The sequence below is a fragment of the Sciscionella marina DSM 45152 genome (assembly GCF_000379465.1).
Lineage (GTDB): Bacteria > Actinomycetota > Actinomycetes > Mycobacteriales > Pseudonocardiaceae > Sciscionella > Sciscionella marina.
Genome location: NZ_KB905447.1, coordinates 83,326 through 96,385 on the forward strand (window position 1 = coordinate 83,326; position 13,060 = coordinate 96,385).

Here is a 13,060-nt window from a genome sequence, read left to right on the forward strand (position 1 = left end):
CGCATGACACCGAACATCGGCGTACTCGCGTTGCAGGGCGACGTGCGTGAACACGTCCGCGCCCTCGAGTCCTGCGGGGCGCGCGCCTGTCCCGTGCGGCGCCCGGAAGAGCTGGCCGCGGTGGACGGGCTCGTGCTCCCCGGTGGCGAGTCCACGGCCATGAATCGGCTGCTCGAGCAGTTCGAGCTCGGGGAACCGCTACGGGCCCGGCTCGCCGAGGGCATGCCCGCCTACGGTTCGTGCGCTGGCATGATCCTGCTCGCGAAGGAGATCCTGGACGGGCGGGCGGACCAGCAGCCACTCGGCGCGCTGGACATCGTGGTCCGCCGCAACGCCTTCGGCAGGCAGGTGGACTCGTTCGAGACCGAGCTCGCGTTCTCCGGGATCGCGGAGCCGCTCCACGCCGTGTTCATCCGCGCCCCCTGGGTGGAATCGCGCGCCGAGCACGTGGAAGTGCTCGCCAGCATCCCCGAGGGCACGGGGCACGGACCGGCCGCCGGTAGGATCGTCGCCGCTCGCCAGGGTTCGGTGTTCGTCACCGCGTTCCACCCGGAGCTGACCGGAGACGCGCGGGTGCACAACCGGTTCGTCGAGCTCGTACGCGAGCACTGAGGAGGAGGAAATACGATGAGCGGCCACTCCAAATGGGCCACGACGAAACACAAGAAGGCGGGCATCGACGCCAAGCGCGGCAAGCTGTTCGCGAAACTGGTGAAGAACATCGAGGTCGCCGCGCGTTCCGGCGGTGGGGACCCGGACGGGAACCCGACCCTCTACGACGCCATCCTCAAGGCGACCAAGAACTCGGTGCCCAAGGACAACATCGAGCGGGCCCGCAAGCGCGGAGCCGGCGAGGAAGCGGGCGGAGCCGAATACCAGACCATCATGTACGAGGGCTACGCGCCCGGTGGGGTCGCGCTGCTCGTCGAGTGCCTGACCGACAATCGCAACCGCGCGGCCGGTGAGGTGCGCACCGCGATGACCCGCAATGGCGGAACCATGGCCGACCCGGGTTCGGTGCAGTACCTGTTCGAGCGCAAGGGCGTCGTGCTGGTGACCAAGGGTGAACTGAGCGAGGACGACGTGCTCGGTGCCGTACTGGACGCGGGCGCGGAGGAGATCAGCGATCTCGGCGAGCAGTTCGAGATCATCTCGGAGGCCGGGGATCTGGTCGCGGTGCGGACCGCGCTGCGGGATGCGGGGTACGAGTACGACTCCGCCGAGGCGAACTTCCTGCCGTCCATGACCGTGGATCTGGACGCGGACAACGCCCGCAAGGTCTTCAAGCTCGTGGACGCGCTCGAGGACTCCGACGATGTGCAGAACGTGTACGGAAACTTCGACGTCGCCGACGAGGTTCTGGCCGAAGTCGGCTGATCGCAAGAAAATTCGGCGTGGGGTGCATGACTCCGGCCGGGGGTCCTTGGCAGAATGTGCGCCGTGACAACGCTGCCGCTCTCCGAGGAAGACACCGCACTCCGCCGCTGGATGCTGGCACAGGCCGAGGAACACGGCTGTGCGCTCATTCAGGTGGACGAGGACGACACCGGTTCCGGCTATACGTTCTCCGCCGGAGCGTGGCGTCGTTACGGTGTGCCGGAGGCCGTCGTCGTCGGACTGGATCCGGAAATGGCCGCGGAACTGATCCACCGCTACGTGCACCGTGCCGCGGCGGGGGAGCGATTCGTGCCCGGCGGGCTCTACGGGGATTTCTTCGAGGGCGTTTCACTGACCGTGGAGCGGGTGGCCCCGAGCTGGTATCCCGAATACCTCGGCAGCGCGTTCCTGTTGTACAGCAACGGGGATTTCCCGGCGTTGCAGATCATCGTGCCGACCTCGGAGGGCTACTGGCCGTGGAGCCTGGACGCTCCGGCCGGGTTCGCGGCCTGGCAGCCGGTACTGACCGAGAGCGGTAAACCGGAAAGCTGGCGGCCGGGCCACGACGGTCCCTGATCCGCAGACCTTTGGTATTTCGCCGAGTCCGGACCGGCGAATCGCACGCAGTCCTCGGTGCAGGGCGGGACCACGGCGGTGCCGAGCAGCGAGTACCCGCCGAGTGTTTCGTCGGGCCCGACGAAGGTGGGCGCCCGCGACAGGGAGTAGGTCCCGGACTGTCCACGTCCCGATCGCTCCGTGCGCAGAGCCCGCACTCGACCGGTAGCGGGGCGAGGCCGGGCTCCCTGATGTCGTCGTGCAGCCGGCCGCGATAGCTGTGTGTCGCTCGCCGGAGCGGGCCTTCCGCACGGTAGGGTTCGAACTGATGTTCGTAGGGAGGTGTGCCCGTGCGGGTACTTGGCGTTGACCCGGGCCTGACCAGGTGCGGGCTCGGCGTGGTCGATGGGACCGGTGGGCGCACCGTGCGCTGTGTGGATGTCGGCGTGGTGCGCACACCGGCCGATGCGGAGCTCGCCACCCGGTTGCTGCTGGTGGCCGAGGCCGCGGAGCGCTGGCTCGAGGAGTACCGCCCCGAAGTGGTCGCGATCGAGCGGGTGTTCAGCCAGCACAACGTGCGCACCGCGATGGGCACCGCGCAAGCGGGCGGGGTGGTGGCGCTGGCCGCGGCACGGCGCGGCGTCACCGTCGCGTTCCACACTCCCTCGGAGATGAAGGCCGCGGTCACCGGCTCAGGGCAGGCGGACAAGAAGCAGGTCGCCGCGATGGTGACCCGGCTGCTCGGGCTCGACCAGCGACCGAGTCCCGCGGATGCGGCGGACGCGCTCGGGCTCGCGATCTGCCACGTGTGGCGCGGTCCGATGAACAACCGGATGGCCGAGGCGAAGCGGCGCTCGGCGGAACTCGCCAAGGCACACCGGGCGAAGTTGGCCAAGGCGCGACGGGAGGCACGGCGATGATCAGTCAGCTGCGCGGCACGGTGGTCGGCATCGGACTCGACTCCTGCGTGCTCGACGTCGGCGGGGTCGGCTACGCGGTGCTGGCCACCCCGGCGACCCTGGCCGTGCTGCGCACCGGAACCGAGGCGACGCTGGCGACCTCGCTGGTCGTGCGCGAGGACTCCATGACCCTCTACGGGTTCACCGACACCGCGGCGCGGGACCTGTTCACCCTGCTGCAGACGGTCTCCGGGATCGGCCCGCGGATCGCGCTCGCGATGCTGGCCGTGCTCGAACCGGACACGCTCACCACCGCGATCGCCGAGGAGGATGTGCGCACCCTGACCACGGTGCCCGGCATCGGCCGCAAGGGCGCCGAGCGGCTCGTGCTGGAACTGCGTGACAAGGTCGGTGTGGTGCGCGGCGCGAGCTCGGCGGCGCAACCGGCCAGCGGCGGGGTCCGGACCTCCGTCGTCGAAGCGCTCACCGGGCTCGGGTTCGCGGTCAAACAGGCCGAGTCCGCTGTGGACAAGGTGCTTGCCCAGAACGAACATCCGCACGAGAACTCCGCCGTGCTGCGCGGCGCGCTTACCATGCTCGGGCGCAAGTAACGAGGAGCGCCCGCGATGGACAGTGAAGACGAGCAGGAACGGGAAGTCGCCCCCGAGGCGGTGGTGGCCGACCTCGATGTGGAATCGACGTTGCGGCCCAAGACGCTGCGCGAGTTCATCGGCCAGGAGAAGGTCTCCGAACAGCTCGAACTGGTGCTGCACGGTGCCAAGCAGCGCGGCGAATCCCCGGACCACGTGCTGCTCTCCGGCCCGCCTGGGCTCGGCAAGACCAGCCTCGCGATGATCATCGCCGCCGAACTGGGCAGCTCGCTGCGGGTGACATCCGGTCCGGCACTCGAGCGGCCCGGCGACCTCGCGGCCATGCTGTCCAATCTCGCCGAGGGCGATGTGCTGTTCATCGACGAGATCCACCGGATCGCGCGCCCCGCCGAGGAGATGCTGTACCTGGCCATGGAGGACTTCCGGGTGGATGTGGTCGTCGGCAAGGGGCCCGGCGCCACCAGCATCCCGCTCGACGTGGCGCCGTTCACCCTGGTCGGGGCGACCACCCGGTCCGGGGCGCTGACCTCCCCGCTGCGCGACCGCTTCGGGTTCACCGGGCACATGGAGTTCTACCGGCCGGCCGAGCTGGAACTGGTGGTGCGCCGCTCCGCGGGCATCCTCGGCATCGAGCTGCACGCGGACGGGGGTACCGAGATCGCGCGGCGTTCCCGGGGCACCCCACGGATCGCCAACCGGCTGCTGCGCCGGGTCCGGGACTACGCCCAGGTCCGCGCGGACGGCGCGGTGACCCTGGAGATCGCACGCGCCGCGCTCGAGGTCTACGACGTGGACGAACTGGGTCTCGACCGGCTGGACCGCGCGGTGCTCAGCGCCCTGGTGCGCAGCTTCAGCGGCGGACCGGTCGGCGTGTCCACGCTCGCGGTCTCGGTCGGCGAGGAATCGAGCACCGTGGAGGAGGTCTGCGAGCCGTACCTTGTACGGGCGGGTATGCTCGCTCGCACTCCGCGTGGGCGGGTGGCCACCGCCGCGGCATGGGCGCACCTCGGACTGACCGCGCCACCGGATGCGGTGGGCGACGGGCAAGCTACCCTTTTCGGGTGATGGGCTGCGCTACACTCGGTTGTCGAGGGCGTCTACCTCGGCAGGTTGTCGCGGCGTGGCACACTGGGTAGCGCGGAATCGGACAATCTAAGAACTTGAGCACCGCTCAGACGGGCGCGTGCCCAGCACGACGACGTGGCGCCGAAGCCACCCGAATGGAGAGCAATGTCCCAGACCCTGATCCTCCCGCTCCTCATCCTGGTCCTCGCGATTCCGATGTTCTTCAGCTTCCGCAAGCAGAAGCGGATGCAGCAGCAGCAGCGGGATCTGCAGAGCTCGATCGGCCCCGGTGACCGCGTCATGACCACCTCCGGCCTGTACGGCACGGTGAGCAGGACCGACGACACCACGATCGACATCGAGATCGCCCCCGGCATGGTCACCACCTGGCTGCGCCAGGCGGTTCGCGAGAAGGTGCAGCCGGAGACCGAGACGGACACCGCGACCACCGCGGAGACCCCGGCCGAGAGCGGCGAGAACACCGAGCCCGCCGAGGTCGAGGCCACGAGTGGTGCTTCCGTCGCGGAGCCACTCGAGCACAAGACTCGCTGAGGCTGGCACACAAGTCCAGCCCGCAACACCGACCGAACACCGGTGCGAGTACGGTGTGGCGCAACCCATTACCGCCCGCTGTCTCCGCTCCGGCGTGCAGACCACCGGCAGGCGAGCAGTCGCCTCTGGTGGTCTTCGCGTGTACGGGGTCAGGAACGCGGAGTGGACCGTTCAGCGGCAATTGAGGAGATCGACGGACCGTGGCACCCCCCGCTGCGCGAATTCGCCCGGCGCGTTACCTGTGGACGTTCCTGGCAATCGTGGTGATCCTGTACGCCTTGGTGTTCTTCACCGGTAACGGGAAACCGGAGCCGAAACTCGGCATCGACCTGCAGGGCGGAACGACCGTCACGCTCACCGCGCGCAGCCCGGACGGCAAGAGCCCGCAGCGCGACCAGCTCAACCAGGCGCGCGAGCTCATCGAGCAACGAGTCAACGGCATGGGCATCGCCGGTACCCAGGTGGTGCTGGACGGCAACAACATCGTCATCACGGCCCCCGGGCAGGGCGGTGATGAGGTCAAGAGCCTCGGCCAGACCGCGAAGCTGAATTTCCGCCCGGTCGTCGGCCAGCCGATCCCGTTCACCCCGCCACCGCCTGGGCAACAGCAACAGGGCGATCAGCAGAAGCCGCCGGGCAGCGCCTCGAACTCGCCGAAACCACAGGGACGTCCGGCTCCGGCCACGAACGCGGCCCCGCGCGCGGCTCCCAGTGGCTCCGGGCAGGTCGACCCGAAGGTGGCCAAGGAGATCGCGGAGGCCAAGGCCACGCGGCAGAGCACCGATCCGAAGGTGCAGCAGGCGGCGGCCAAGACGCTCGACTGCTCGAAGCCGGATCCGCTCGTCGGCAACGATGATTCGGACAAGCCGCTGGTCACCTGCGACAAGGAACACCGGGCCAAGTACATCCTCGGGCCGACCTTCCTGGACGGCCAGCAGGTCGCGAGCACCAGCTCCGGCATGGACGAGCGCAGCGGCGGCTACTCGGTGAACCTGACGTTCAAGTCCGAGGGCGCCAAGAAGTGGGGCGACTTCACCTCGAAGAACGTCGGCAAGTCTGTCGCGATCGTGCTGGACAGCACGGTGCAGTCGGCCCCGAGCATCAACGAGGCGATGTCCAACAACGCCACCATCAGCGGGAACTTCAACCAGCAGCAGGCGAAGAGCCTCGCCGACATCCTCAAGTACGGTTCGCTTCCGCTGTCCTTCGACTCCTCGAACGCGGAGACGATCTCGGCGACGCTCGGCCTGTCCTCGCTGGAGGCGGGACTGATCGCGGGCGGTATCGGGCTGGCGATCGTGTTCATCTACTGCCTGATCTACTACCGGGCCCTCGGGGTGCTCACGATCCTCTCGCTGGCCCTGTCGATGGGGCTGGTGTACGCGGTGCTCGTACTGCTCGGCCGATGGATGGGGTACAGCCTCGACCTCGCCGGGGTGGCCGGTGTCATCATCTCGATCGGCATCACCGCGGATTCCTTCGTGATCCTCTTCGAACGCCTCAAAGACGAGGTACGCGAAGGCAGAACCTTCCGTTCGGCGGTACCGCGTGCCTGGATGCGAAGTAGGCGCACCATCCTGACCGCCGACGGGGTGAGCTTTCTGGCCGCGGCGGTGCTGTACGTGCTCGCCGTCGGCGATGTGCAGGGTTTCGCGTTCACGCTCGGCCTGTCCACGTTGCTCGACCTGGTCGTCGTGTTCCTGGTCACGCATCCGCTTGTCGCCCTGGCCTCTCGGTCGAAGACGCTTTCCAGGCCGAGTGTGTCCGGGCTCGGTGCCGTACAGAAGATGGGTGCGACCGCACGTAAGCAGGCCGCGTCCGGAGCTAAGGCCGGGGGTGCGAAATGACGACCTTGAGTTCGACGGGTGACAAGCGCGAATCGGGTAGCTTCTTCCACCGGTTGCACACCGGGACGGGTGCGCTCGACATCGTCGGCAAGCGCAAGCGGTGGTACCTGGTGTTCGCCGCGCTGCTGGTGATCGCGGTCGTCTCGATGATCGTGCGCGGATTCAACTTCGGCATCGAGTTCGAGGGCGGGACCAAGCTCGAGCTGCCCGCGCACAGTGCGAACGGCACGATCTCGGTGGAGCAGGCCGGCGAGGCCTTCACGAAGGCCCTCGGCCACAAACCCGAGGCCGTGCAGTCCGTGGGTACCGGTTCTTCGGCGAGCATTCAGATCCGCACCGCCGACCTGAACGCCGCGCAGACGGCCAAGGTCAAGGGCGAACTGTTCAACGATCTCAAGCCGATCGGCGCCAACGGCCAGGCGAGCCAGACGGCGATCACCGATTCCGCGGTGAGTGCCTCCTGGGGCGGGGACATCTCCCGGCAGGCACTGATCGCGCTCGTCGTGTTCCTGATCCTGGTCGCGGTGTTCCTCGCGTTCTACTTCGAACGCTGGATGGCCGTATCGGCGATCGCGGCGCTGTTCAACGACATCATCGTCACCGCCGGTGTGTACTCGCTCGTCGGTTTCGAGGTCACCCCGGCGACCGTGATCGGTCTGCTCACCATCCTCGGGTTCTCGCTCTACGACACGGTGGTGGTCTTCGACAAGGTCCGGGAGAACACTCGCGGCCTGCTCGGCCTGACCAGGCGTACCTATCCGGAGGCGGCGAACCTCGCGGTCAACCAGACCCTGATGCGCTCGATCAACACCTCGCTGATCGCGCTGCTTCCGGTACTCGGCCTGCTCGTCGTGGGTATCGCCCTGCTCGGCACGGGTACTCTCACCGATCTGGCGCTCGTGCAGCTGGTCGGGATGGTCTCCGGCGCACTGTCCTCGATCTGCCTGGCCACCCCACTGCTCGTGGACTTCAAGATGCGTGAGCGGCCGTACCACCAGCAGGAGGCGCGGGTGTTCGAACGCAGGCGCAAGCTGGCCGGACGAGCCGCCGCCACCGAGGAAGTCGACACCGGTGATGACGAGGCACTCGCCGCCGAACTGCGCAGCGAACAGGCCATGGCCGCGGCCTCGAGCGTGCCCGCGCGACCGGGCAAGAGCGGGGCCGCGCACCGGGCCGGTCAGCAGAAGGGCGGCAAGTCGCCGCAGGGCGAGACCCAGGGCAAGACATCACAGGGCAAGACATCACAGAGCAAGGCCCAAGGCAAGACACCACAGGGTAAGGGTCAGCAGCCGCGGCCGACCGGTAAGAGCAACCGGCCGAGCGGGAAACGGCGCTCATGACGATGCGCCTGGAGCGGGCCCTCGACCTGATCAGCGAGGTGCCCGACTTCCCCGAGCCGGGGGTGCGCTACCGCGATGTCACCCCGCTGCTCGCCGATCCGGACGGGTTCGCCGCGGTGACGGAGGCACTCGCGGCGGAGATCCCGGACGATGTCGAGCTGGCCGCCGGGATCGAGGCGCGCGGTTTCGTGTTCGCCGCCTCGATTGACCAGGCACGCGGACTCGGCATGCTCGCCCTGCGCAAGCCGGGCAAGCTTCCCAAGGTCGCCGCCGAGGTGTCCTACCAGCTCGAGTACGGTTCTGCCCGGCTCGAACTGCCCGCGGACACGGTGCGGCCAGGGGCGCGGATCGCGCTAGTGGACGATGTGCTGGCCACCGGGGGCACGCTCTCCGCTGCCGGCCGGCTCATCGAGTCCGTCGGTGCCACGGTCGCCTCGGTGAGCGTGGTTCTCGAACTGGCCGAGCTCGACGGCCGGCTGGGGCTGACGGACCGGAAGGTGCACGCCCTGCGCACGTCCTGACAACGCCTCTTGGCCGCGCGAGTTATCCTTGTGGCTTCCCGACTACGGTCGAACCTGAATTAGGGGAGTGCGGTTGAGCCAAGAGGCCAAACCAGCCGTCGACACGCCCGAGGGCACCACAGCCGGTCCCGGCAGCAGCGAGAGCACGGGTACGACGACGGCGACGAACGGCACGCAGCGCGGTGCTTCGGCGACGCGGCGTGTCCGGGCGCGCTTGGCGCGGCGAATCACCGCACAGCGCGCCGCCCCGGTCAAGCAGGTGCTCGAGCCCCTGGTCACGGTGCACCGTGAGCTGCACCCCAACGCGGACCTGGCACTGCTCCAGCGCGCCTACGACGTGGCTGAGCGGCTGCACCGCGAACAGCGCCGCAAGTCCGGCGACCCCTACATCACCCATCCGCTCGCGGTGGCCACGATCCTCGCTGAACTCGGTATGGACACCACGACGCTGGTCGCGGCCCTGCTGCACGACACCGTGGAGGACACCGGGTACGCCCTCGACCAGCTCGGCAAGGATTTCGGCGACGAGGTGGCGCACCTCGTGGACGGCGTGACCAAGCTCGACAAGGTCAAGCTGGGCAGCGCCGCGGAGGCCGAGACGATCCGCAAGATGGTGATCGCCATGGCCCGCGATCCCCGGGTGCTGGTGATCAAGCTCGCCGACCGGCTGCACAATATGCGCACCATGCGGTTCCTGCCACCGGAGAAGCAGAAGACGAAGGCGCGGGAGACCCTGGAGGTGCTCGCCCCGCTGGCGCACCGGCTCGGCATGGCGACGGTCAAATGGGAGCTCGAGGACCTCGCCTTTGCGATCCTGCAGCCCAAGAAGTACGACGAGATCGTGCGGCTCGTCGCCGACCGGGCGCCGTCCAGGGACACCTATCTGCGTGGGGTGATCGACGAACTTTCCGCGCGGCTCAAGGAATCCCGCGTGCAGGCGAAGGTCGAGGGCAGGCCGAAGCACTACTACTCGATCCACCAGAAGATGATCGTGCGCGGCCGCGAGTTCGACGACATCCACGATCTGGTCGCGGTGCGCATCCTGGTCGACGATGTGCGTGATTGCTACGCGGTCATGGGTGTGGTGCACGCGCTGTGGCAGCCGATGCCCGGGCGGTTCAAGGACTACATCGCCCAGCCGCGGTTCGGCGTCTACCAATCGCTGCACACCACGGTGATCGGCCCGGACGGCAAACCACTCGAAGTGCAGATCCGTACCGAGGAGATGCACCAGACCGCCGAGTACGGGATCGCGGCGCACTGGCGATACAAGGAAACCAAGGGCGCGCACAACGGCAGCAACGTCGAGGTCGATCAGATGGCCTGGATGCGCAAGCTGCTGGACTGGCAGCGTGAGGCCGCGGATCCCGGTGATTTCCTCGAGTCACTGCGGTATGACCTCGCCGCCAGGGAGATCTTCGTGTTCACCCCCAAGGGCGATGTGATCACCTTGCCCTCGGGATCCACGCCGGTCGACTTCGCCTACGCGGTGCACACCGAGGTGGGGCACCGGTGCATCGGAGCGCGGGTCAATGGCAGGCTCACCGCGCTCGAACGCAAGATGGACAACGGCGACGTGGTGGAGATCTTCACCTCCAAAGCCGTGGATTCGGGACCGTCCAGGGACTGGCTGTCCTTCGTGGCCTCCCCGCGGGCGAAGACGAAGATCAAGCAGTGGTTCGCCAAGGAACGTCGCGAAGAGGCGATCGACACCGGGAAGGAGGCGATCGGCAAGGAGGTCCGCAGGGTCGGATTCCCGTTGCAGCGCCTCGTTTCCGGCGACTCCATGGGCGCGGTCGCGCGTGAGCTGCACCTGCAGGACATCTCCGCGCTGTACGCGGCGATCGGTGAGGGACAGGTCTCCGCGCAGCACGTGGTGCAGCGGCTCGTCGCCCTGCTCGGCGGGGTGGAACATGCCGAGGACGAGCTCGCCGAACGGCTGACCCCGTCCACCGTCACCGAACGGCGGGGTTCCGGTGACGCCGGGGTGATCGTCAAGGGCGCCACCGACGTCTGGGTCAAGCTCGCCCGCTGCTGCACCCCGGTGCCCGGGGACGAGATTCTCGGCTTCGTCACCAGGGGCGGCGGCGTCAGCGTGCACCGCACCGACTGCACCAACGCCGATGATCTGCGCTCCACCCCGGAACGGCTGGTGGACGTCGACTGGGCACCCTCGGAGTCCTCGGTGTTCCTGGTGGCCATCCAGGTGGAGGCGCTGGACCGGTCGCGGTTGCTCTCCGATGTGACCAAGGTGCTCGCGGACGAGAAGGTCAACATCCTCTCCGCCTCGGTGACCACATCGAAGGACCGGGTCGCGGTGAGCAGGTTCTCCTTCGAGATGGGCGACCCGAAGCACCTGGGGCACGTGCTGCGCGCGGTGCGCGGCATCGAGGGTGTCTACGACGTCTACCGGGTCACCTCGAACTGAGGCCTCGCCGCAGGCACCAGGTCCGGGTGTGTGCCACCCGAACCCGGTGCGCGCTCAGGACTTCGCGGCGGTGGCCTTGGTGATCGTCACCGGCTTCTTCGGCTCACCGTCACCGGGTGTCGGTTGACCGGTCTGCGGATCGGTCGACGGCTTGATGCCCGCCTTGGCGACCGCATCGATGGTGCGCAGCCCCGCCTCGCCGATCGTGCCGAAAACGTTGTAGTTCGGCGGCAGGTAGGTGTCCTTGAACACCAGAAAGAACTGGCTTCCGTTGGTGTTCTTGCCGCTGTTCGCCATGGCGATCGTGCCGCGCGGGTAGACGCGCATCTGCTGCCCCTGCGCCTGGGCGAGCTTGACCACCTCGGGCGGCGGGTTCTTGAGGTCCTTGGGCAGCTCGTCCGGGCTCGTGTAGCCAGGGCCGCCGGCGCCGGTCCCGAGCGGATCACCGCACTGTAGGATCCCCGCGGACAGCGGCTTCTGCTCGGCGACCATCTCCCGGTGGCACTTCGTGTTGTCGTAGAAGCCCTTGTCCAGCAGGTGCTGGATGCTCTGCACCGTGCACGGGGCCTCGGCGCGGTCCATCGTGACCGGGATCGGTCCGGCGGTGGTCTGGAAGTCGACCTGGACGGTGCCCTTCTTCGGGGTGCCGTACGGGTTCGGGGGCAGGCCGATCTGCTTGTTCTTGGGCAGCTGCTTCTTCTCGGCCTCGTTGGCCTTGTACGCGCAGGTATGCGCCCGGATGTCGGCCTCGCGCTCCGCCCGTACCTTGGCCTGGTGGTTGTTCCACCACACGATGCCGACCACGACAAGCACCACGACGACGAGCCCGAGCGCGGAGAAGATCAACAGCCGCTTGCGACGCTTGGCGCGGATCGCGGCGCGCTCGTTCCTGTGCGCCAGCTTGCGCTTCGCGGAGGCACGGCGCTGCTCATTGGTCGGCACCTGGAGAACTCCCTCGAAGGTCGATGAGTGATCACGTCTGGGGGTGCAGTGTATGGGCAGGCCGTGTGAATCCCGCGTACCCCTCGTCGGGATACCCTGGGAGCACCGTTCGTCGCGCGTCCGGCATGGTCGCCGCGCGATGTGTGTCGATATCCGGAGGTACGGCAAGTGCTCGTCGTTGGGTTCCCGGCCGGTGCGCTGCAGGCCAACTGCTACCTGCTCGCCCGCGGCGAGGGACAGCCGTGCGTGATCGTCGACCCCGGCCAGGACGCGGTCGAGCCGATCGCCGAGGCCGTGCGGAAGTACCGCCTCGTGCCGGCCGCGGTGCTGTGCACCCACGGGCACTTCGACCATGTTTTCTCCCTCGCCCCGGTGTGCGAGGAGTACGCCGTGCCCGCGTGGATCCATCCCGGGGACCGGGCATTGCTCACCGATCCGCTGAGCGGCCTTTCCGGAGACGCCGCGGCGATGTTCGGCGGCCGGTTCGAGCTGCACGAGCCGGACGAGGTGCACATCCTCGAGGACGGCGCGGTACTCGACCTCGCCGGTCTGCGGTTGACCGTCCTCCATACCCCCGGCCATACCGAGGGCTCGGTCGTGTTCCGCACCAGCACCGAGGACGGCGGCCAGGTGCTCCTGTCCGGGGACACGCTGTTCGCGGGTTCGATCGGGCGCACCGATCTCCCCGGCGGTTCCGGCGAGCGAATGACCGCGACGCTGCGGGACCGGATCCTGCCGCTGCCCGACGAGATGGTCGTCCTCCCCGGCCACGGCTCCTCCACGACGATCGGCCAGGAACGCGCCGCGAACCCGTTCCTGCGGCAGCTCGAGGAGGCCACCGCCCCCGTGAGCGGACTGTGAGGCCGCCGCGCCGAGCGGGCCCGGACCACGCCGAAGCCACACCGAACCACTGACGCGTCGAA

13 protein-coding genes are annotated in these 13,060 nt (G+C 68.3%); 12 read left to right on the forward strand and 1 reads right to left on the reverse strand.

The window, feature by feature from the left end; genetic code table 11:
* The first annotated feature begins 3 nt into the window (after window positions 1–3).
* The 11 genes from pdxT to A37U_RS0138025 all read left to right on the forward strand — a co-directional run bounded on the left by pdxT (window position 4) and on the right by A37U_RS0138025 (window position 11,195).
* On the forward strand, window positions 4–612 hold the full coding sequence (gene pdxT / locus A37U_RS0137975) for a pyridoxal 5'-phosphate synthase glutaminase subunit PdxT (RefSeq protein ID WP_020501875.1): 609 nt from the start codon (window positions 4–6) through the stop codon (window positions 610–612).
* Between the two features lie 15 nt (window positions 613–627).
* Window positions 628–1,377, forward strand: coding sequence for a YebC/PmpR family DNA-binding transcriptional regulator (locus tag A37U_RS0137980; protein WP_020501876.1), 750 nt, complete (start codon window positions 628–630; stop codon window positions 1,375–1,377).
* 54 nt (window positions 1,378–1,431) lie between these two features.
* Entirely contained in the window at window positions 1,432–1,953 is a 522-nt protein-coding gene (locus tag A37U_RS0137985; protein ID WP_026198041.1) for a DUF4262 domain-containing protein, read from the forward strand.
* Between the two features lie 329 nt (window positions 1,954–2,282).
* Window positions 2,283–2,852, forward strand: coding sequence for a crossover junction endodeoxyribonuclease RuvC (gene ruvC / locus A37U_RS0137990; RefSeq protein WP_026198042.1), 570 nt, complete (start codon window positions 2,283–2,285; stop codon window positions 2,850–2,852).
* Window positions 2,849–3,442 (forward strand): Holliday junction branch migration protein RuvA, encoded by a 594-nt coding sequence (ruvA, locus tag A37U_RS0137995; protein ID WP_020501879.1) that lies wholly within the window; start codon window positions 2,849–2,851, stop codon window positions 3,440–3,442. Before ruvC ends, ruvA begins: the two co-directional genes overlap by 4 nt.
* 15 nt (window positions 3,443–3,457) lie before the next feature.
* Window positions 3,458–4,507, forward strand: coding sequence for a Holliday junction branch migration DNA helicase RuvB (gene ruvB / locus A37U_RS0138000; protein WP_020501880.1), 1,050 nt, complete (start codon window positions 3,458–3,460; stop codon window positions 4,505–4,507).
* Between the two features lie 165 nt (window positions 4,508–4,672).
* Window positions 4,673–5,059, forward strand: a complete 387-nt coding sequence (gene yajC, locus A37U_RS0138005; protein ID WP_020501881.1) for a preprotein translocase subunit YajC — start codon at window positions 4,673–4,675, stop codon at window positions 5,057–5,059.
* A gap of 200 nt (window positions 5,060–5,259) precedes the next feature.
* Window positions 5,260–6,906, forward strand: coding sequence for a protein translocase subunit SecD (gene secD / locus A37U_RS0138010; RefSeq protein ID WP_026198044.1), 1,647 nt, complete (start codon window positions 5,260–5,262; stop codon window positions 6,904–6,906).
* Window positions 6,903–8,246 carry a protein translocase subunit SecF gene (gene secF, locus A37U_RS0138015; protein WP_020501883.1) on the forward strand — a complete coding sequence of 448 codons (1,344 nt, stop codon included), beginning with the start codon at window positions 6,903–6,905 and terminating at the stop codon, window positions 8,244–8,246. The genes secD and secF overlap by 4 nt, the downstream gene beginning before the upstream one ends.
* 2 nt (window positions 8,247–8,248) lie before the next feature.
* The gene (locus tag A37U_RS0138020; protein ID WP_026198045.1) at window positions 8,249–8,767 is read left to right on the forward strand and encodes an adenine phosphoribosyltransferase; all 519 of its coding nucleotides are present in this window, start codon (window positions 8,249–8,251) and stop codon (window positions 8,765–8,767) included.
* Window positions 8,768–8,834: 67 nt separating this feature from the next.
* Entirely contained in the window at window positions 8,835–11,195 is a 2,361-nt protein-coding gene (locus tag A37U_RS0138025) for a RelA/SpoT family protein (RefSeq protein WP_020501885.1), read from the forward strand.
* A gap of 54 nt (window positions 11,196–11,249) precedes the next feature.
* Here A37U_RS0138025 and A37U_RS0138030 read toward each other — a convergent pair whose 3' ends face one another.
* Window positions 11,250–12,137, reverse strand: coding sequence for a peptidylprolyl isomerase (locus A37U_RS0138030; protein ID WP_020501886.1), 888 nt, complete (start codon window positions 12,135–12,137; stop codon window positions 11,250–11,252).
* A 168-nt stretch (window positions 12,138–12,305) separates the two neighbouring features.
* On the opposite strand from A37U_RS0138030, the gene A37U_RS0138035 reads away from it, so the two are divergent.
* The gene (locus tag A37U_RS0138035; protein ID WP_020501887.1) at window positions 12,306–12,998 is read left to right on the forward strand and encodes an MBL fold metallo-hydrolase; all 693 of its coding nucleotides are present in this window, start codon (window positions 12,306–12,308) and stop codon (window positions 12,996–12,998) included.
* The last annotated feature ends 62 nt before the right edge of the window (window positions 12,999–13,060 follow it).

Bases quoted from the DNA above. Each gene is read 5' to 3' on its own strand.
- ruvB (WP_020501880.1), top strand. From the start codon at position 3,458: ATGGACAGTGAAGACGAGCAGGAACGGGAAGTCGCCCCCGAGGCGGTG.
- A37U_RS0138020 (WP_026198045.1), top strand. From the start codon at position 8,249: ATGCGCCTGGAGCGGGCCCTCGACCTGATCAGCGAGGTGCCCGACTTC.
- yajC (WP_020501881.1), top strand. From the start codon at position 4,673: ATGTCCCAGACCCTGATCCTCCCGCTCCTCATCCTGGTCCTCGCGATT.
- A37U_RS0137980 (WP_020501876.1), top strand. From the start codon at position 628: ATGAGCGGCCACTCCAAATGGGCCACGACGAAACACAAGAAGGCGGGC.
- pdxT (WP_020501875.1), top strand. From the start codon at position 4: ATGACACCGAACATCGGCGTACTCGCGTTGCAGGGCGACGTGCGTGAA.
- A37U_RS0137985 (WP_026198041.1), top strand. From the start codon at position 1,432: ATGTGCGCCGTGACAACGCTGCCGCTCTCCGAGGAAGACACCGCACTC.
- ruvA (WP_020501879.1), top strand. From the start codon at position 2,849: ATGATCAGTCAGCTGCGCGGCACGGTGGTCGGCATCGGACTCGACTCC.
- secF (WP_020501883.1), top strand. From the start codon at position 6,903: ATGACGACCTTGAGTTCGACGGGTGACAAGCGCGAATCGGGTAGCTTC.